Annotated in this window: 19 protein-coding genes and 1 tRNA gene; 14 read left to right on the top strand and 6 right to left on the bottom strand. The window is 57.5% G+C overall.

Annotated features, from left to right (window positions below):
• Positions 1-209: 209 nt before the first annotated feature.
• The 5 genes from KGB24_RS08205 (at position 210) to KGB24_RS08185 (ending at position 4,669) form a co-directional block, all read left to right on the top strand.
• The gene (locus KGB24_RS08205) at positions 210-443 is read left to right on the top strand and encodes a hypothetical protein (protein ID WP_008042188.1); all 234 of its coding nucleotides are present in this window, start codon (positions 210-212) and stop codon (positions 441-443) included.
• A gap of 219 nt (positions 444-662) precedes the next feature.
• Positions 663-1,004 carry a ribonuclease E inhibitor RraB gene (locus tag KGB24_RS08200; protein WP_008027314.1) on the top strand — a complete coding sequence of 114 codons (342 nt, stop codon included), beginning with the start codon at positions 663-665 and terminating at the stop codon, positions 1,002-1,004.
• A gap of 492 nt (positions 1,005-1,496) precedes the next feature.
• Positions 1,497-2,906: a circularly permuted type 2 ATP-grasp protein gene (locus KGB24_RS08195; RefSeq protein WP_223416031.1), complete on the top strand. Its 1,410-nt coding sequence runs from the start codon at positions 1,497-1,499 to the stop codon at positions 2,904-2,906.
• A gap of 12 nt (positions 2,907-2,918) precedes the next feature.
• Complete coding sequence (locus KGB24_RS08190; RefSeq protein WP_008027318.1) at positions 2,919-3,869, top strand: alpha-E domain-containing protein; 951 nt, start codon at positions 2,919-2,921, stop codon at positions 3,867-3,869.
• Positions 3,866-4,669, top strand: a complete 804-nt coding sequence (locus KGB24_RS08185; protein WP_008027320.1) for a transglutaminase N-terminal domain-containing protein — start codon at positions 3,866-3,868, stop codon at positions 4,667-4,669. The genes KGB24_RS08190 and KGB24_RS08185 overlap by 4 nt, the downstream gene beginning before the upstream one ends.
• A 130-nt stretch (positions 4,670-4,799) precedes the next feature.
• On the opposite strand, the gene KGB24_RS08180 is transcribed toward KGB24_RS08185, so the two are convergent.
• Positions 4,800-5,621 (bottom strand): c-type cytochrome, encoded by an 822-nt coding sequence (locus KGB24_RS08180; protein ID WP_008027321.1) that lies wholly within the window; start codon positions 5,619-5,621, stop codon positions 4,800-4,802.
• Positions 5,622-6,213: 592 nt separating this feature from the next.
• Here KGB24_RS08180 and KGB24_RS08175 point away from each other — a divergent pair.
• The 3 genes from KGB24_RS08175 to KGB24_RS08165 all read left to right on the top strand — a co-directional run bounded on the left by KGB24_RS08175 (position 6,214) and on the right by KGB24_RS08165 (position 10,407).
• Positions 6,214-7,419 (top strand): acetyl-CoA C-acetyltransferase, encoded by a 1,206-nt coding sequence (locus KGB24_RS08175; RefSeq protein WP_008027322.1) that lies wholly within the window; start codon positions 6,214-6,216, stop codon positions 7,417-7,419.
• Between the two features lie 25 nt (positions 7,420-7,444).
• Positions 7,445-9,589 (top strand): 3-hydroxyacyl-CoA dehydrogenase NAD-binding domain-containing protein, encoded by a 2,145-nt coding sequence (locus KGB24_RS08170; protein ID WP_223416032.1) that lies wholly within the window; start codon positions 7,445-7,447, stop codon positions 9,587-9,589.
• Positions 9,590-9,684: 95 nt separating this feature from the next.
• Positions 9,685-10,407: an amidotransferase gene (locus KGB24_RS08165; RefSeq protein WP_008027324.1), complete on the top strand. Its 723-nt coding sequence runs from the start codon at positions 9,685-9,687 to the stop codon at positions 10,405-10,407.
• Positions 10,408-10,475: 68 nt separating this feature from the next.
• Here KGB24_RS08165 and KGB24_RS08160 read toward each other — a convergent pair whose 3' ends face one another.
• From KGB24_RS08160 to KGB24_RS08150, 3 genes are all read right to left on the bottom strand, one after another.
• Positions 10,476-11,447, bottom strand: coding sequence for a magnesium and cobalt transport protein CorA (locus KGB24_RS08160; RefSeq protein ID WP_008027325.1), 972 nt, complete (start codon positions 11,445-11,447; stop codon positions 10,476-10,478).
• A gap of 137 nt (positions 11,448-11,584) precedes the next feature.
• Positions 11,585-12,307: a 1-acylglycerol-3-phosphate O-acyltransferase gene (locus KGB24_RS08155; protein WP_008027326.1), complete on the bottom strand. Its 723-nt coding sequence runs from the start codon at positions 12,305-12,307 to the stop codon at positions 11,585-11,587.
• A 213-nt stretch (positions 12,308-12,520) separates the two neighbouring features.
• On the bottom strand, positions 12,521-13,210 hold the full coding sequence (locus KGB24_RS08150) for a crotonase/enoyl-CoA hydratase family protein (RefSeq protein WP_008027327.1): 690 nt from the start codon (positions 13,208-13,210) through the stop codon (positions 12,521-12,523).
• A gap of 309 nt (positions 13,211-13,519) precedes the next feature.
• On the opposite strand from KGB24_RS08150, the gene KGB24_RS08145 reads away from it, so the two are divergent.
• The 6 genes from KGB24_RS08145 to KGB24_RS08120 all read left to right on the top strand — a co-directional run bounded on the left by KGB24_RS08145 (position 13,520) and on the right by KGB24_RS08120 (position 16,916).
• A tRNA-Ser gene (locus KGB24_RS08145) sits at positions 13,520-13,609 on the top strand.
• Between the two features lie 353 nt (positions 13,610-13,962).
• Complete coding sequence (locus KGB24_RS08140) at positions 13,963-14,742, top strand: zinc ribbon domain-containing protein (RefSeq protein WP_223416033.1); 780 nt, start codon at positions 13,963-13,965, stop codon at positions 14,740-14,742.
• A 189-nt stretch (positions 14,743-14,931) separates the two neighbouring features.
• Complete coding sequence (locus KGB24_RS08135; protein ID WP_008027329.1) at positions 14,932-15,252, top strand: YbjQ family protein; 321 nt, start codon at positions 14,932-14,934, stop codon at positions 15,250-15,252.
• A gap of 178 nt (positions 15,253-15,430) precedes the next feature.
• Positions 15,431-15,619: a hypothetical protein gene (locus tag KGB24_RS08130; protein ID WP_223416038.1), complete on the top strand. Its 189-nt coding sequence runs from the start codon at positions 15,431-15,433 to the stop codon at positions 15,617-15,619.
• 312 nt (positions 15,620-15,931) lie between these two features.
• Entirely contained in the window at positions 15,932-16,303 is a 372-nt protein-coding gene (locus KGB24_RS08125) for a hypothetical protein (RefSeq protein WP_008027331.1), read from the top strand.
• 190 nt (positions 16,304-16,493) lie between these two features.
• A complete protein-coding gene (locus KGB24_RS08120; RefSeq protein WP_008027332.1) occupies positions 16,494-16,916 on the top strand; it encodes a glycine zipper domain-containing protein in 423 nt (140 codons plus the stop codon).
• A gap of 269 nt (positions 16,917-17,185) precedes the next feature.
• On the opposite strand, the gene KGB24_RS08115 is transcribed toward KGB24_RS08120, so the two are convergent.
• Positions 17,186-17,578, bottom strand: a complete 393-nt coding sequence (locus KGB24_RS08115) for a hypothetical protein (RefSeq protein ID WP_223416034.1) — start codon at positions 17,576-17,578, stop codon at positions 17,186-17,188.
• A partial coding sequence (locus tag KGB24_RS08110; protein ID WP_223474762.1) for an enterotoxin A family protein occupies positions 17,575-18,050 on the bottom strand: 476 nt, incomplete at its 5' end. The genes KGB24_RS08110 and KGB24_RS08115, both read right to left, overlap by 4 nt.

Raw genomic sequence — 18,050 nt, 5'->3', positions numbered from 1 at the left:
CAAAACCCCTGTAGGAGCGAAGCTTGCTCGCGAAAGCGGTGTTTCAGTCGACATTTTTATTGACTGATATGCCGCCTTCGCGAGCAAGCTTCGCTCCTACAGGGACCGTGTTTTTCATGCTTGCACGGCGTAATCTGTTTGAACGATCGGTCTGGGTAAAAGTCCAGATGGATGTAAGCCCATTTACGGGTTTGTTCGAGGAGGCAGTGATGCAAAAGTGGAAAATCACTTTCGTGGATGATCACGGTGAAACAGCCAACGAAGTTTTTGAGTGCGACGAATGCCCGGACAACGAGCACGCCGCCAAACTGATCAAGGAACGTCTCCTTCCTGTCGTCGCCGAACTGGATCTGAACGATCTGGAAGGGCGAACTGCTGATGCAAGCGTCAAGAATCTTAAAGCCCAGAACAGCATCCAGATCCTCGGCATTACTCCCGTCTGATACCCCCTCTGGAACACTCGTGAAATAACCAGGCCTTGGCAGCGGCTCCGACTTGGGGCTACTCTGCAAGCGAGATCAGCGAATGGATCGCTAAGGTCTGGTCTTGTCAGCTACATGCTTGTTTCCCATCGGCAATTTGCTTGCCGCAGCGCTCGCACCCTTCGGTTGCCGGCGTCGGGAGTACGGAAAGTCTATCCATCGGTATCAGGAGGACGTTTCATGAGCACAGCCTATCAAGAAGACATCAGCAGCTCGGTTCTGCGCCGCATGAAAGAAGGCGGTTTCGACTTTTCACGTTTCCATCCCATCGAGTTCTACGCCATTTTCCCGGACGAGGAGCGGGCACGCAGGGCGGCAGGGCATTACTGCGGTGAATCCATGAATGCACAAATCAGCGTGCGCGACGACGGCGCCTGGTCCCTGGAACTGAGCAAAGTGATGTACGCCACCTATGACGGCATCGGCGACTTTGAGCAGGACTTCGAGGCGGTGGTCGAGCCTTTGGGTGGCATCATCGAAGGATGGGGCGTCAAGCAGGAGGTACGAGGGCTACTCGCATAACACTATGAACAGCGACAACATCCACTAACGGCTGACCTTCGGGTTGGCCGTTTTCGTTTGTGGCGATCAATGACCCTGTAGGAGCGAGCTTGCTCGCGATGGTCGTCAACGATATCGCGTGCTTTCTGGATGAGCCCGTTGTCCCAGCGTTTTTCGCGAGCAGGCTCGCTCCTACAGAGAGCGGCCCACAAATCCCGAAACAAAAAAAGCCGCCTGAACAAGGCGGCTAAAAGGGAAGTTCGGTGAGCATTTCCAGCGAATGCGCGAATTATCCGCATCCCCCTCCGGGCAGTGAAATCAACTCTGACTATGCTGGTGATAGGCGACAGCATTGCTTCGCAATGAAGCGGGGGCGATCAGGTTGGGGCATTTGCCGCACAGGATTGGTGCGGTGCTAATCATGTGATTATCCAACCGATTGATATCAAAGCGTTTCTGCCGATGGCACGGGCCTTGCGAAGGCCTGGATGTCCGGGTGACAAGGAGTACGGCATGATCCGCACCTATTTTGATGAGATGTACGATGCCGGCGGCCAGGTCCGCCCGCATTATCGGGAGTTTGCCCGTTGGCTGGCCGAAACGCCTGACGAGCTTTTGGCACAACGGCGACGCGAGGCCGATCTGCTGTTTCATCGCGCCGGGATTACTTTCACGCTCTACGGGGACGAGCAGGGGACAGAGCGCCTGATTCCCTTCGACACCATTCCACGCAGCATCCCCGCCAGTGAATGGCGGATCGTCGAACGCGGCTGCATCCAGCGGGTCAAGGCGCTGAACATGTTCCTCGCCGACCTCTATCACGAGCAGCGCATCATCAAGGCCGGCATCATCCCGGCCGAACAAGTGCTGGCCAACGAGCAATACCAGTTGGCGATGCAGGGGCTGGATCTGCACCGGGATATCTATTCCCACATTTCCGGCGTCGACCTGGTGCGCGATGGCGACGGCACGTACTACGTGCTCGAAGACAACCTGCGTACACCCAGCGGCGTGAGCTACATGCTCGAAGACCGCAAGATGATGATGCGCCTGTTCCCCGAGTTGTTCTCGGCCCAGCGCATCGCCCCGATCGATCATTATCCGAACCTGTTGCTAGACACCCTGAAAAGCTCCAGCCACCTCGATAACCCGAGCGTGGTGGTACTGACGCCGGGTCGCTTCAACAGCGCGTTTTTCGAGCATGCATTTCTCGCTCGGGAAATGGGCGTTGAGCTGGTGGAAGGCGCGGACCTGTTCGTGCGTGACGACAAGGTGTTCATGCGCACCACGGACGGGCCGAAAGCCGTCGATGTGATCTACCGCCGTCTCGACGATGCGTTCCTCGATCCGCTGGCGTTCAATCCGGACTCGATGCTCGGCGTTCCCGGGCTGCTGTCGTCGTACCGCTCGGGCAATGTGGTGCTGGCGAATGCCATCGGCACCGGGGTGGCGGACGATAAGTCGGTGTACCCGTTTGTCACCGACATGATCCGTTTCTACCTCGACGAAGAGCCGATCCTGAAGAACGTTCCGACGTTCCAGTGTCGTAATCCATCCGAACTGTCTCACGTGCTGGCCAATCTTCCGGACCTGGTGGTCAAGGAAACCCAGGGCTCCGGCGGTTATGGAATGCTGGTGGGGCCGGCGGCGACGGCGGCGGAAATCGAATCCTTCCGCGAGCGAATCAAGGCCAAGCCCCACGCCTACATCGCGCAACCGACGTTGTCCCTGTCGACCTGCCCGACCTTTGTCGAAAACGGCATTGCGCCACGCCACATCGACCTGCGTCCGTTTGTATTGTCTGGCCGCGAAACCCGGGTTGTGCCCGGCGGTTTGACCCGTGTCGCCCTGCGTGAAGGCTCCCTGGTGGTGAATTCCTCCCAGGGCGGCGGAACCAAGGACACCTGGGTGGTCGAGGATTGAAGGAAGCCTGCCATGTTAAGTAGAACTGCCTCGGATTTGTATTGGATGTCGCGTTACCTGGAGCGGGCGGAAAACCTCGCACGGATGCTCGACATCAGTTATTCGCTGTCGCTGATGCCGCAGGATGGCCGCGGTGACGGTCTGCACGAACTCGCCATGCCGCTGCTGATAACCGGCACCCTGGACGATTACCTCGAACGCCACGGCGAGTTGCATGCCGAACGGCTGCTGCACTTTTTTGCCCTGGACGCAGCCAACCCGGCGAGCATCTACAGCTGCCTCGGTTCGGCGCGGGCCAGCGCGCATGCCGTGCGGGGGCGAATCACCGCGGACATGTGGGAGAACATCAACGCCACCTGGCTGGAAATTCGCGGCATCGCCGATCAGGGCTTGAGTCGCTACGGCATGAGCCGTTTCTGCGAGTGGATCAAGGAACGTTCCCACCTGTTTCGTGGCGCGTCCTACGGCACGATCATGCGTAACGATGCGTTCCGGTTTATTCGTCTGGGCACTTTCATCGAAAGGGCGGACAACACCTTGCGCCTGCTCGATGCTCGCTACGAAATGGCGGGCGATCAGGCCGACGCGGTCAGCGACGGTACGGCTCACGCCTATTACCAGTGGAGTGCCTTGTTGCGGGCGTTGTCGTCGTTCGAGGCCTACACCGAGATCTACCGTGACGCGCCCGGCGCGCGGCATGTGGCCGAGTTGCTGTTGCTGCGCGCCGATGTCCCGCGATCCTTGCGCGCGTGCACCGAAGAAATCGACCAGATCCTCGCTCAACTGCCGGGGGCCAATGGTCGTCCTGCGCAACGTCTGGCCGCCGAGATGGACGCACGCCTGCGCTACACCGGCATCAACGAAATTCTCGACGAAGGCCTGCACGCCTGGCTGACCGAGTTCATCCCGCTGGTGCGCCAGTTGGGTAACGCCATACACAGTTCCTACCTGGAGGCTGCATGAGACTTTCCATTAGCCACGAGACCACCTATCACTACGAAGATCAGGTGCGGGCGAGCATCCAGTACCTGCGACTGACCCCTCACGACAGCGAGCGCCAGCACGTGCTCAGCTGGCAGCTCGACCTGCCGCGCCCGGTGCGCGCGCAACTCGATCCGTTTGGCAACATCCTGCACGTGCTGACCATGGACGAGCCGCATGAAGCGATCATCATCGGCGCCCGTGGCCAGGTCGACATCGACGAACTGCGTGAAGCCGAGCACGAGAGCCAGTCGGCGCTGCCGTTCCTGCGCTTCACGCGCCTGACCGAGGCCGACGAAGCCTTGCGTGAGTTCGCCGAGAAGGCGTGCAAAAAGCGCCGGGACCGCGCGGCATTGATCGACTTGATGCATGGCCTGAATTCGCACATGACCTACACGCCGGGCTCCACCGAAGTGGACACCAGCGCTGCGCAAGCCTTCGCCGGGCGTTCGGGTGTCTGTCAGGACCACACCCACGCGTTTCTCGCTTGCGCCCGCAGCCTGGGCATTGCGTCGCGTTATGTGTCGGGCTATTTGTACAGCGAGAACAGCGAGCATCTGGCCAGCCACGCGTGGGCGGAAGCCTGGCTGGATGACGCGTGGTACAGCTTTGACGTGACCAATGAACTGGCGCGACCGGAGCGCCATTTGAAACTGGCGGTGGGCCTGGATTACCTGGATGCCTGCCCGGTGCGCGGGATGCGTCGGGGCGGCGGGTGCGAGCAGATGCACGCGAAGGTGTTTGTGTCGCCGACGCCGGTGATCTCAGTGCAGCAACAGTAATCCGCAACACCACGTCCCCCTGTAGGAGCTGGCTTGCCAGCGATGGAGTGTCAGTCAACATTGTTTTAGCTGACACTCCATCGCCGGCAAGCCAGCTCCTACAAGGGATCGCGTCAGGCTGGAAATAGCGTCAGGGTTTAACCTTGCGCCCGGCCATATGCTTCAAATACCCCACCAACATCTCCAAATCCCCATCCGGCAAAACCGCCGCCGAAAACCCCGGCATCTTCGCCTGCGGCCACTGCCGCAAACTCTGCGGATCACGGATGTAGCGCTTCAAAAAGTCCGCCCCGAAATACTCGGTCGGGTTAAACGGAATGTTCAGATCCGGCCCGAATTGCGCATCCCCGGCACCGTTCAATCGATGACACGCCAGACAGTTCTTCTGGAACAGCGCAAACCCCACATTCACCGGGTCGTCCGCCTTCAGCGCCGGATCCGGCAGCAGGGCAGGGAAGCGTTCGGCCACCGGCGCCATGCGTTTGATGTCAGCCACTTGAAAGGGCCATTGCTCGGGACTGATATTGCCCGCCTGCGGGTCCGTCCACACCAGATAAAACGGCCCGGCACTGGGCTTGTCTGCCGACAGCGCCGGCCACGGTTTTGTCGGGTCTTCAATCGCCAGCCACGCTCGCGCACCTTTGCTGTTGAGCAACGGCGCGGCAGCCAGTTCGGCGGCGAAACCATCCAGTGCCACAGCTTGCAGGTGATCGTCAGGCTTGATGCCGGTCAACAACGCCGCCAGGGGCACGGCGCGATAGCTCATGTCCCGTTTGTAGGAAACGTCGTTGGTAATGGTGATGGTCTGAACCAGAGGATGCTTGAGCAACTCCTCGGTCTGCCAGGTGCGGCTGTGTGCGCCCAGCTCCAGGTTCAGCTGTGCGGCATAAAGGGGCGAGCCGAACAGCAAGGCCCCGAGCAGAATGAGCGTTTTCAACAGATCGCCGTCCATGTCGTGGAAGTGCCGCAAAGGTTGGCACACCCACGCCGGCCCGGGTAGCGAGCCAGTCACATTTTTAAGAGGCGATGGAAACCTTGCGCCGATTTTTCTATTAAAGACTCAGCCGATCACCTTCGTCAGGTTCGGCAAAATCAACAGCAACGTAGTAGCGAAAAGAATGAGCCCGGCTTGACGTACTTTCGAATGTTTGAACATGGCTTGACCGCCTTTTTTGTTATTTCCTGATGCCTGCCTGCATATCTCCATGACGGCAGAGCGTTGCACTTCCTGTAAGGCGAGCGCCTCGGCAAAACCCGACGACAACTTCGCATATGTTCACCTTAGGGCCCGCGTCACTCGCGACTTAGATCCCTTTCGTATGGAGCGCGCACTTGTTGCTTTAAAAAAGGCATGAGGCCTATTGCCAGCTTCTTTGCCGCCCTTTTGCTAGACATCTCGGTGTCCTGAAACGATCAATCCGGTAGCACACTACCGTCCGTCTGAGCGTGTCCGTCAACGTCAGTGAGCATTGCGGTCATTGAATCGGCGGTGGCTCGGCATAAGGTGAGGGCTCAGTATTTTCACCGCCAGGTTCGAGGACGTCATGACCCAAGCTTTGATTTTCGACGCGTTACGCACGCCCCGTGGCAAGGGCAAGTCCGATGGTGCCTTGCACAGTGTCAAACCGGTGAACCTGGTGGCGGGGTTGCTCAAGGCGCTGCAACAGCGCACGGCGCTGGACACCAGTCAGGTCGACGACGTGGTGTTGGGTTGTGTGACGCCGGTCGGCGATCAAGGTGCGGACATCGCCAAAACGGCCGCACAGGTGGCCGATTGGGATGTCAGCGTCGCGGGCGTGCAGATCAACCGCTTCTGCGCGTCAGGGCTGGAGGCCGTCAACCTCGGGGCGATGAAAGTGCGTTCCGGCTTCGAAGACCTGGTGGTGGTCGGTGGCGTCGAGTCGATGTCCCGGGTGCCGATGGGCAGCGATGGCGGCGCCTGGGCGCTGGACCCGGAAACCAATTTGCACAGCCATTTCACCCCGCAAGGCGTCGGCGCCGATCTGATCGCCACCCTCGAAGGCTTCAGCCGCCAGGACGTCGATGCCTACGCGCTGCACTCCCAGCAAAAAGCGGCGCGTGCCAGGGCCGACGGTTCGTTCAGCAAATCGCTGGTGCCGGTACAGGATCAGAACGGCATCATTCTGCTCGATCACGATGAGTTCATCCGCGCCGACTCCACCCTGGAAGGCCTGGGCAAACTCAAGCCGAGCTTCGAGATGATGGGGCAAATGGGCTTCGACGCCACGGCATTGCGGGTCTACAGCCACGTGGAGCGGATCAGCCACGTGCACACGCCGGGCAACAGTTCCGGGATCGTCGATGGTGCGGCGTTGATGCTGATCGGCTCCGAAGCCAAGGGGCGTGCGCTCGGCTTGCAGCCACGGGCGCGAATCGTCGCCACGGCGGTCACCAGCACCGACCCGACGATCATGCTCACCGGCCCGGCACCGGCCACCCGCAAAGCGCTGGCCAAGGCCGGGCTGCGGGTCGAAGACATCGACCTGTTCGAGGTCAACGAGGCGTTTGCCTCCGTCGTGTTGAAATTCATCAAGGACATGGCCATCGACCCGGACAAGGTCAACGTCAATGGCGGCTCCATCGCCATGGGCCATCCGCTGGGCGCTACAGGCTGCGCAATCCTCGGCACGCTGCTCGATGAACTGGAAACCCGGCGCCTGCGCTTTGGCCTCGCGACCCTGTGCGTCGGCGGCGGCATGGGCATTGCCACCATCATCGAACGCCTCTGAGCCACGATTTCAAGGAATTCACTTCATGACTGAAGCCATTCGTTACGAAAAAGGGCAGGACCAGATCGTCGTCCTGACCATCGACATGCCGGGCCAGAGCGCCAACACCATGAACGCGGTCTACCGCGAGGCCATGGCCGCTTGCGTCGCCCGACTGGTTGCCGAGAAAGACGGCATCGTCGGCGTGATCATCACCTCGGCGAAGAAGACCTTCTTCGCCGGCGGCGACCTCAATGAACTGATCAAGGTCGGCAAGCCTGAAGCCAAAGCGTTCTACGACATGGTGCTGACGCTGAAGGGCCAATTACGCACCCTGGAAACCCTGGGTAAACCGGTGGTCGCCGCAATCAACGGCGCGGCGCTGGGGGGTGGTTGGGAAATCTGCCTGGCCTGTCATCACCGCGTGGCGCTGGACAATTCATCGGTGCAGCTCGGCTTGCCGGAAGTCACCCTCGGCCTTTTGCCGGGCGGTGGCGGGGTAGTGCGCATGGTGCGCATGCTCGGTCTGGAAAAAGCCCTGCCGTATCTGCTTGAAGGCAAGAAAGTCCGCGCGCAACAAGCTTTGCAGGCAGGTTTGATCGATGAGTTGGCGCTGGATCACGATGAGCTGCTGAGCAAGGCGCGCGCCTGGATTCTGGCCAACCCGACAGCGGTGCAACGTTGGGATGTGAAGGGCTATCAGATTCCGGGCGGTACGCCGTCGCATCCGAAAGTCGCACAGATGCTGGCAATTGCTCCGTCGATCCTGCGCACTAAAACCCAGGGCTGCATGCCCGCACCAGAGAAGATTCTTTGCGCCGCAGTGGAAGGTGCTCAGGTGGATTTCGACACGGCGCACCTGATCGAAACCCGTTACTTCACCGAGCTGACCACCGGCCAGATCTCGAAGAACCTGATCGGCACCTTCTGGTTCCAGCTCAACGAAATCAATGCCGGCGGTTCGCGACCTCAAGGGTTTGCACCTTACGTGACGCGTCGCGTGGGGGTTCTGGGCGCGGGGATGATGGGAGCCGGTATCGCTTTTGTTAGCGCTTCGGCCGGTATCGAGGTGGTGCTCAAAGACATCAACCTCGCTGCGGCGGAAAAGGGCAAGGCTCATTCGGCGGCGTTGCTGGACAAGAAGATTGCCCGGGGACAGTTGAGCATCGAACAGCGGGACGCAGTGCTGGCGCGGATCAAAACCACTGAAAGTGACGCCGATATGGCCGGTTGCGACCTGATCATTGAAGCCGTGTTTGAAGACCGTGAGTTGAAAGCCAGGGTCTCTTCAGCCGCACAGCAGGTCGTCGGCCCGGACGCGGTAATCGCTTCCAACACCTCGACCTTGCCGATCAGCGGGCTCGCTACCGCCGTACCGGACCAAAGCAAATTCATCGGCCTGCATTTCTTCAGCCCCGTGGAAAAAATGCCGCTGGTGGAAATCATCAAGGGCGCCCACACCAGCGACGAAACCCTGGCTCGCGGTTTCGATTTTGTCCTGCAAATCAAGAAGACCCCGATTGTGGTCAACGACAGCCGTGGCTTCTTCACGTCACGGGTGTTCGGCACCTTCACCAACGAAGGCATTGCCATGCTCGGCGAAGGCGTGAGCGCAGCGATGATCGAGACCGAAGCGCGCAAGGCGGGCATGCCCATCGGGCCTCTGGCGATCTCCGACGAAGTTTCCCTCAGCCTCATGAGCCATATCCGCCAGCAAACGGCCAAAGACCTGCAAGCGGAAGGGAAACCACTGATTGAGCACCCGGCGTTTGCCGTGATTGACTTGCTGCTCAACGAATACAAGCGTCCGGGCAAAGCGGCAGGCGGTGGTTTCTACGAATACCCGGCCGGTGGCCAGAAGCACTTGTGGCCAGGGCTGAAAAGCCGTTTCGAGAAGGCTGACGGGCAGATTTCACCGAAGGACGTGCGTGATCGCCTGCTGTTCGTGCAAGCCATCGAAACCGTGCGTTGCGTGGAGGAGGGCGTGCTGACCTCGACTGCGGATGCCAACGTCGGCTCGATCTTCGGCATTGGTTTCGCGGCCTGGACCGGCGGCGCGCTGCAGTTCATCAACCAGTACGGCGTGAAGGACTTCGTCGCGCGTGCGCAATACCTGGCTGATCAGTATGGCGAACGGTTCGCGCCACCCGCGCTGCTGCTGGAGAAAGCGGCAAAAGGGGAGGTGTTTTAAGGGACCGGTGACAACTCGTGGGGCTTGCCTTGGAACGGTGTTTCGAGGCAGGCTCTGGGGTGTGCATTATTCCCATCACGTGTCAGGTATTTTTTATGTCGTTACGCATCTGCATTCTGGAAACCGACATCCTGCGTCCGGAACTGGTCGATCAATATCAGGGTTACGGGCAGATGTTCCAGCGTCTGTTTTCGCAACAACCCATCGCGGCCGAGTTCACTGTCTACAACGTGATGCAGGGCGAATACCCCAGCGATGATGAGGCCTTCGACGCCTATCTCGTCACCGGCAGCAAGGCCGATTCCTTCGGCACCGACCCGTGGATTCAAACCCTCAAGGCTTACCTGCTGACCCGCTACGAACGCGGCGACAAACTGCTGGGCGTGTGCTTCGGCCATCAGTTGCTGGCGCTGCTGCTGGGTGGCAAGAGCGAGCGTGCGACCCAGGGCTGGGGCGTCGGCACCCACAGTTACAAACTCGCCGCCAAGGCACCGTGGATGAGCCCGGTGCGCGAAGAATTGACGTTATTGATCAGCCACCAGGACCAGGTGACGTCGTTGCCGGAAAACGCCACGGTCATCGCTTCCAGCGATTTCTGCCCGTTTGCCGCGTACCACATCAACGACCAAGTGTTGTGCTTCCAGGGGCACCCTGAATTCATTCACGATTACTCGCGAGCCTTGCTGGATATTCGTCAGGAAGCCTTGGGCGAGCAGGTGTATACCAAGGGCATGGCGAGCCTTGAGCATGAGCATCATGGCGCGACCGTTGCGGAGTGGATGATGCGGTTTGTGGCGCATAAACCAGAAACTGTTTGAAGCTGAAAAGCCTCGCTCCTTGTAGGAGCGAGGCTTGCCCGCGAATGTCACTGACGACTCGGTTGTGGCTACAACCACCCCGATTTCTTGAAACTCGCCCACAAACTCACACACCCCACCGCAATAAACCCCAGCACCGCGAAATACCCGTAATGCCAAGTCAGCTCCGGCATGTTCTGGAAGTTCATCCCATAGATCCCGGCCACTGCTGTCGGGAACGCCAGAATCGCCGCCCACGCCGCAAACTTGCGCTGCACCACGCTCTGCCGTGACGCCTCCAGCAACACCCCGACTTCAATGGTCTGGCTGGCAATGTCCGCCAGCGTCGTCAGGTCTTCCATCTGCCGGGTCACATGGATCTGCACGTCGCGGAAGTACGGGCGCATGTTCTTGTCGATGAACGGAAAACTCAGCTTCTGTAGCTCCTCACCGATTTCCACCATCGGCGCCGCATACCGCCGCAAACGCAATACATCGCGGCGCAGGCTGTGGAGTTTTTGAATGTCGCGCTCGTTCAGGGAGCTGCACATGACGTTACGTTCCAGCTCATCGATCTCTGCATGGATCGCTTCGCCCATCGGCTGATAGTTTTCAATCACAAAGTCGAGGATGGCATAGAGTACGAAATCTTCCCCGTGCTCCAGCAACAGTGGACGCGCCTCACAACGCTGGCGGACATAAGCGTAGGACGCCGAATGGCCGTTACGCGCAGTAATGATGTAACCGTTGCCGGCAAAGATATGAGTCTCGATGAACTCAAGCTTTCCTTCATGGCGGATCGGCGAATACGTGACGATAAACAGCGCATCGCCAAAGGTTTCCAACTTCGGTCGACTGTGTTTTTCCAGGGCGTCTTCAATGGCCAGTTCGTGCAGGTTGAACTGGCGTTGCAGATTGAACAGCTCCTGGGCATTCGGCTCTTCGAGGCCGATCCAGACAAAGTGACCAGGCTTGGCGGCCCAGGCAGCGCCTTCGTCGAGGGTGATATTGGTGACCTTCTTACCAGCGCTGTAAACCGCAGCAGCAACAACTCTACCCATGATTCAGCTTCACTTCTTATTAGTAGCAGGCAGTGTTCAGCTTATCCTTCTATACCGCTTGAGAGTCAGTGAAATCTGCAGAGTTCGAAGGCAAAAATTCGCAGGCAAAAGAAAACCCGCGCAGGGCGGGTTTCGTTTCACGCGGCTTGCAGTTGCCGATCCATCGAGGCGATGCACTCGCGCATCTGCTCGCGGCACTGGGCGATCAGCAGCGGCATGTCGTCCAGGCTCAGTCCGGCGGTTGGAATGGCCGGCAAAGAACGGATCAGGATTTTCCCACTGCGCCAGCGGTTCAATCGCATGTGTTTGACGTAACTGCTGACACACACCGGGACGATCGGCACGCCCGCCGCGATCGCCATCTGGAACGCGCCTTTCTTGAAGGGCAGCAGGTCTTCGCCCAGATTGCGCGTGCCTTCCGGGAACACCCAGATCGAGGTGTCTTCATGCTGCAAGGTGTGCGTGGTGGTCAGCATCGACTGACGCGCCTTGTGCGCATTGCCACGGTCGATCAACACATTACCGGCCAACCAGAACAGCTGACCGAACAACGGCACCCACTTCAGGCTCTTCTTGCCGATGCACACGGTGCGGCGGGGCACCACGTTGCCGAAAACAAACAAGTCGTAGTTGGACTGGTGGTTGGCGATGATCACGCAGCTCTCGGGCTTGTCCATCAATGGCCCGACGTCGGCCTTCACTCGCAAACGCAAAATGCACATTGCCGGCCACGCATAGAGGCGCGCGCACAAACGGCTGTTGTCCGGGTTGAACGGGCGAAACAGCCCCAGAATCACCCCCAGCACACCAGCGAGAATAAAGTGCAGGCCCATCAATAACATACGAAACACGAACAGCATTTACAGGCCCCACCGGGACAAAAGGTGGCGCAGTGTACGGATGTGCACTGTTTTCGGCAATTGCCTCTATAGAGGTAGGAGATAGCCGATGTTTGAGCGCATGTTTCCGACTAGTTGGTCAGATCTGTTCTAGAGGGGTTGTAGACTTTTCCACAGAGCGTGTATGAAAAAGCCCGACACGACGGTCGGGCTTTTCGGTGCAGCATCTTTGGGTTAACCCAAATGCTCCTGATCCTGGATGATTGCATTGTCCAGGGTGTCCAGCAGTGCCTTGCGCACTTTCAGCTTGGTGTTCTTGTGCGCGGTCATGTTGATCTTCTTCAACTGACGAGCCGCTGCCAGCGCCGCGCCTTGCAGCTCTTCGGGCGACACCACCAAGTCGAGGAAACCGGCATCCACGGCACTCTTCGGGTTAAACATCTCACCGTTGATCACCGAACGATGCAGCGCTGCCTTGCTCAGGCGATCACGGGCAATCTCAATGCCGGCGTGGTGCATGGTCATGCCGATCTGCACTTCGTTCAGGCCAATGCTGAACGGGCCGTCGACACCAATGCGGTAATCCGCCGACAACAACAGGAACGCACCCTTGGCCACTGCGTGCCCAGGGCACGCGACAATCACTGGAAACGGGTGCGACAGCAGACGACGGGACAATGTCGAGCCAGCCGTCACCAGCGATACGGCTTCTTTAGGGCCTGCTGTCATCACCTTCAAGTCATAACCGCCCGACAGAATCCCCGGCGTGCCAGTGATGATCACCACTGCGCGATCAGTCACCGCCTGATCCAGCGCAGCATTAAACGCAGCAATCACGTCCGGAGAGATGGCATTGACCTTGCCGTTGCTCAAGGTCAGGGTCGCGATACCGTCTTCGAGGTGGTAGGAAATCAACTCACTCATGACGCTATTCCTTGTATGAAAGTTGGGGCAGACGTTACCCACCACCGCAGGCCAGGTAAAGCGCCGTGACTGACCCGCCAGTCACCCTTTCCCCGCTCGGCAAGCGTAGCCCGCCGCTCCCGTCGTGCATTCCCCTCTCTATATAGGAGAGCGCGAAGCCAGAGATTGGCAGGTTTGCCATGGCCCGGAATGCTCCCGGAACCTCCAAACCGCTAAGCACATGAAAATTCTGCAAAAAAAGTTTGCCATCAGAAAAGCTTTCGACTACATTAGCGCGCCTCGACAGACAGAACATGTTTGAAGAGATACGGTGAAGTGTCCGAGTGGCTTAAGGAGCACGCCTGGAAAGTGTGTATACAAGAAATTGTATCGAGAGTTCGAATCTCTCCTTCACCGCCAAATTTGTAAAACACAAACCCCTGATTTTCCTAGAGAAAGTCGGGGGTTTGTGGTTTTTGGCGTCTGAAAAACGGCGATATGGGAATGATATGGGAGCGCAGATGGGGAGGATCGCCTCTCTTCAGCCTCTATAGATCGACAAATATCATCTCCATTTTAGCCGACAGTATCAGCACGTCAGCGAGGCAGACCGTGATGTGCTGTTTCGTATGGCTTGGGCTTTCGCAAAGGCAGAAGGCTCAAACTGGGCGAAGGGAAGTAACTGAACTGATCAGTCAATGCTCAGGTAAGTGGATGCAGTAAGCCGGTCATGATTACCGGCTTTTTCATGGATATAAAAAGGAGTGGATCGAATGGCGTTAAAGCCCTGTAAGTCTTGCAAGCACAGCATTTCTACTTCAGCTAAGACTTGCCCCAATTGCGGCGTTGCCAATCCCGGTGTCACTGAGTGGCAACGGATTGGCCGATGGATAATTCTGGCGGCCATCGTCGGTGTGGTGGTTTCGATTTACATGGGCGCAAGCAAGAACATGTCGGTGGGGGAGGTCGCGCAGAGCACCACAAGGCCTATGTATAAGATCACCGAGGACGAATACAGCGAAGGTCGGCCGCGTAGGGTGCAGGTGCTTCTTAACCAACGGCTGACCGAAGATCAGCTAGCCAAAGTCGCCAACATTATTCATTCCAATAGTAAATCCAATGCAGAAACGACCTTCATCGGATTCCGTGTTGAAGGGCAAAGCGATAAGTCGTCCTGGGCGCAGGTCAAATTTAATCCTGATTACCAAAGCACGCTCTATGGTCTCAGCGTCGAGGAGTATCAGTCTCTGAAAGCGCTTGATCTGAAGGACTACCCCGACAGAATCGGAAGTTGGCTACTCGACGGTACTTTTGGTCACGTGATGGTGCTTTACCAGCGTGACGGGAAGTATTTCATCGATTCAATTTTTTCTACCGGTGGGAAAAATACGGAGAGATACGTCGCCCAGACGCTTCCCGATGGAGCGCTGCGCTTACAGCCCCCCAACAACGACTCCAGCAAATACTACGTTGTCGATGCCAAAGGCACCTTGCAAGAGAGGGGCGAAAACGGTGTTTACCTGACCCTTCCACCGTATCAGCCTGCACTCTAAGACTTGGTGCAATTAGTACTTACATTTCAAAGAGTGGCGTACCGCCTCGGGAGTGATCGCCTGGGCCGCATCGAGCTGAATGCGTTCAGCAACTCGGCTAATGATCCTGTTACGTTGCCTGCTTTTGATGCGTTGGCCAACTATCTGTCCAGCCAGTCTTGAGTGACTATTTATGAAGAAGGAATGCCCATGATCACCACCACCACCCACGCCATCGAAGGTCGCCAAATCACCGCTTACCTCGACATCGTCAGCGCCGAGTCGGTGCAGGGGGTCAACGTTATCCGCGACATGTTCGCCGGGATGCGGGATTTTTTCGGCGGGCGCTCTCAAACATTGGAGCGTGCATTGAAGGAGGCGCGGATTCAGGCCACCGACGAGATCAAGGAGCGGGCGCGGGCACTGCAGGCCGATGCGGTGGTGGGGCTCGATTATGAGATCAGCATGCCGGCCGGCAAGGGCGGCATGGTGGTGGTATTTGTGACCGGGACGGCCGTCAAACTGAGGTGAGTCAGGTAACGGTTTGTGTGTTTGTTTTGTAGGAAGCCGTGCGGGCCATTCGTCGGGTGTTGGGGAATCTGAATTACAAGTCCGGTAATGACCGGCTAGTCTCAAAAGCTTGGTGGTCGATATGTTTCAGGCAAAAGGGCTTGCCGGTATCGATCCCGCTTTTGAAAGGGGCGAAAAGATGGCTGATCCGTATATCGAAGACGACGGTGCTGAATTTCCAATCAACAATAGCGTGCGGTGTGGCCAGACAAACTATGTGGTGGCTTACGGTGACGACCAGGTCAAGCTTGGCAAAATGAAATCCCAGGTGCCCCAAGGGCCCAAGGCGAAATTTTTACCCAAGGTTGCGGCACCCGTCAGGAAGTAATCCATCCTCTCCAGACCCCGTCATTGAGCGGGGTTTTTTATGCCTGCAACCTTTTTTGCGGCGTGTGTTTTTCGGCCTGGGTTTTCACAAAGTTTTCACAAGGCCTTACGTAATCTCAACTCATCCGTTAGAAAGCAACACCTGGCCCGTCTCCCCAGCGGGCTTTTTTTTGTCTGTCATAAAACCTTTTCCATAAAAGCTGTCCAACCGTCGCCGATGGTGAGGTTGGGGCTGTGTGTCTGGACTTTCTCGCCGCTAAAGCATTCAATCTCGACCCTTTTTGATTTCCCCCTATTTTTTGAGGTTCTTGTCATGCGTTTAACACTGCCCGCTCTGGTTCTGGGGCTTTTGGTTGCTCAAGGTGCAATGGCTGCTGGCGACGGCACTGCCGCACTGGGTGGCGGTCTGGGTGGCGCGCTGGGTAATGTGGTCGGCCAAAGCATGGGCGGCAGCACTGGCGCTGCGATTGGTGCTGGTGTCGCGGGCGCCGCCGGCAGTGCTGTTGGAGCACGCAAAGGCAGCCGCACCAAAGCGGCCATCGGCGGCGGCGTGGGTGCTGCGGGCGGCTCGATAATCGGCAACAGCCTGGGCGGCAAGACCGGTTCGACCATCGGCGCAGGCCTGGGCGGTGCTTTGGGCGGCGGCGTGGGCAGCAACCTGGGCAAGGGCCACAAGGGCCACTGATCCTGATCGATCCGCTCAAAAAGCCCGGCTTGATGCCGGGCTTTTTGTATCTGGCTGTTTCTCTTTCGCAGCTTTTGCATCTTTAGCTGTCCAACGGTCATCGCTGGCCGGATTCAGTGGGGGCAGGTGCTAGACTCCGCCCATCCGCAGCGAATTCTTTTCTCCCGATGCGGAATAAGAGGTTCATATCATGCGTTTGACATTGTCCACGTTGTTTCTGGGACTTTTGGTTGCTCAAGGTGCGATGGCTGCCGGTGATGGCACCGCTGCGGTTGGCGGTGGTATCGGCGGTGCATTGGGTAACGTGGTGGGTCAGCAAATGGGCGGCAGCACCGGTGCCGCGATTGGCGCAGGTGTAGGCGGCGCGGCGGGTAGCGCTGTTGGTGCACCTAAAGGCAGTCGCACTGAAGCAGCGATCGGTGGTGGTTTGGGCTCGGCGGGCGGCTCGGTGATTGGTAACAGCATTGGCGGCAAGACCGGTTCGACCATTGGCGCAGGCCTCGGCGGCGCAGCGGGTGGTGCGCTGGGCAACAACCTGGGTACTGACAGCGGCGATTCCCATTCCGGCAACGGTCACAAACACAAGCATAAGCACAAGAACAAACACCACTGATTCGACGTTCAGTAACAGCAAAACCCGGCCTGGTGCCGGGTTTTTTGTTTTCGCGAGCGTGACATCGGAACGTTGCCGCTCAACCGATTGTCCCTTCGATCGAACGGTTTCCGTGGCGGTGCCATCAAAATTTCAGGTGTTGTTTTCAATGCCCCTGAGAGGTGCTTTATGAACACTGACCCGAAAGATACTGATGTCGATGACACCCCTAGCACCCCATGCTAGTACGCGAGTCAAACTGGTAGAACCTGTAAAGGCGCGCCAGGAGTTTACCCAACAAAAGACTCAAGCCAGCGCTTGTAAAAATCACGTTGTTGTTCAATGTCATTTGTAATATCGGCTACTTCATAATCAAAAATATTGACCAATTCGTCAGGCCCGGCTGGTTTACCCAATTGAAGTTCATACGCTACTACTCCCGCAGACATTTGCGAGGACATGCTGGATGGGTGCACGTTGAGTTTGGCACCCTTACATAAAAATTTTGTTTCTGGATAGTCCGCTCGCAACATCCCAAAGCAAACATACAGATCAGAGCCTGAGTATGTTTTTCTTACGCCGCTTTCCAAAACTAAAGTTAATGAACGGATTCGTCGGTCGCATTCGATCACTACCTTATCAATGGTGCCCTGAGTATCCGTGGTTATTTCTACTATTTTCATGGCAGCTTTCTGTTTGGGTTGGGAGTTGAGTAACCTTTGTAGGTACCATCGGCGTGCACGGGGGTAACTCCGAGGATGTATTTACTATCGACTCCACCAGGCATGGCAATTTCAGCCTCACCTTTATGAGGCGAGAGTAAACCTAGCTTTTTGTTCACATCTATCCCTTTAATGTTTTTTATTACGTACACAAAACCGTCTTCAAATCCGTAGCCAGTGGCAAATTTTATAGCCTCCGTTTCAGAGGTAGTGGTGCTGACAAAAAAACTGGGAGGGCTTCGGTTGTCGCGTGCGTGTAAGTAAAGATCAATACTGTCTCCCAAAGGCTCAAATCCAGTCTCAAAAATTTCCGAGGATTCCCTCGAGTCTCCTCGGTACAAGTAACGTTTATTAGTTTTTGGGGTTGGGGTGGCAGGCTCTCCTGCATCACGTTTCACTTTCCCCGCCGGATCCTCAACCCCCTCAACCGACC

The sequence above is a fragment of the Pseudomonas sp. BF-RE-25 genome (assembly GCF_019956105.1).
GTDB lineage: Bacteria > Pseudomonadota > Gammaproteobacteria > Pseudomonadales > Pseudomonadaceae > Aquipseudomonas > Aquipseudomonas migulae.
Note: the sequence above shows the minus strand (reverse complement) of the source record. Positions and strands in the feature narration are given on the sequence as shown.

Excerpts from the sequence above, each read along its gene's own strand:
- KGB24_RS08160 (WP_008027325.1), bottom strand. The coding sequence starts at position 11,447 with ATGGGTAGAGTTGTTGCTGCTGCGGTTTACAGCGCTGGTAAGAAGGTC.
- KGB24_RS08115 (WP_223416034.1), bottom strand. The coding sequence starts at position 17,578 with ATGAAAATAGTAGAAATAACCACGGATACTCAGGGCACCATTGATAAG.
- KGB24_RS08125 (WP_008027331.1), top strand. The coding sequence starts at position 15,932 with ATGCGTTTAACACTGCCCGCTCTGGTTCTGGGGCTTTTGGTTGCTCAA.
- KGB24_RS08205 (WP_008042188.1), top strand. The coding sequence starts at position 210 with ATGCAAAAGTGGAAAATCACTTTCGTGGATGATCACGGTGAAACAGCC.
- KGB24_RS08195 (WP_223416031.1), top strand. The coding sequence starts at position 1,497 with ATGATCCGCACCTATTTTGATGAGATGTACGATGCCGGCGGCCAGGTC.
- KGB24_RS08190 (WP_008027318.1), top strand. The coding sequence starts at position 2,919 with ATGTTAAGTAGAACTGCCTCGGATTTGTATTGGATGTCGCGTTACCTG.
- KGB24_RS08165 (WP_008027324.1), top strand. The coding sequence starts at position 9,685 with ATGTCGTTACGCATCTGCATTCTGGAAACCGACATCCTGCGTCCGGAA.
- KGB24_RS08140 (WP_223416033.1), top strand. The coding sequence starts at position 13,963 with ATGGCGTTAAAGCCCTGTAAGTCTTGCAAGCACAGCATTTCTACTTCA.
- KGB24_RS08175 (WP_008027322.1), top strand. The coding sequence starts at position 6,214 with ATGACCCAAGCTTTGATTTTCGACGCGTTACGCACGCCCCGTGGCAAG.
- KGB24_RS08185 (WP_008027320.1), top strand. The coding sequence starts at position 3,866 with ATGAGACTTTCCATTAGCCACGAGACCACCTATCACTACGAAGATCAG.
- KGB24_RS08155 (WP_008027326.1), bottom strand. The coding sequence starts at position 12,307 with ATGCTGTTCGTGTTTCGTATGTTATTGATGGGCCTGCACTTTATTCTC.
- KGB24_RS08130 (WP_223416038.1), top strand. The coding sequence starts at position 15,431 with ATGGCTGATCCGTATATCGAAGACGACGGTGCTGAATTTCCAATCAAC.
- KGB24_RS08170 (WP_223416032.1), top strand. The coding sequence starts at position 7,445 with ATGACTGAAGCCATTCGTTACGAAAAAGGGCAGGACCAGATCGTCGTC.
- KGB24_RS08150 (WP_008027327.1), bottom strand. The coding sequence starts at position 13,210 with ATGAGTGAGTTGATTTCCTACCACCTCGAAGACGGTATCGCGACCCTG.
- KGB24_RS08200 (WP_008027314.1), top strand. The coding sequence starts at position 663 with ATGAGCACAGCCTATCAAGAAGACATCAGCAGCTCGGTTCTGCGCCGC.
- KGB24_RS08135 (WP_008027329.1), top strand. The coding sequence starts at position 14,932 with ATGATCACCACCACCACCCACGCCATCGAAGGTCGCCAAATCACCGCT.
- KGB24_RS08180 (WP_008027321.1), bottom strand. The coding sequence starts at position 5,621 with ATGGACGGCGATCTGTTGAAAACGCTCATTCTGCTCGGGGCCTTGCTG.
- KGB24_RS08120 (WP_008027332.1), top strand. The coding sequence starts at position 16,494 with ATGCGTTTGACATTGTCCACGTTGTTTCTGGGACTTTTGGTTGCTCAA.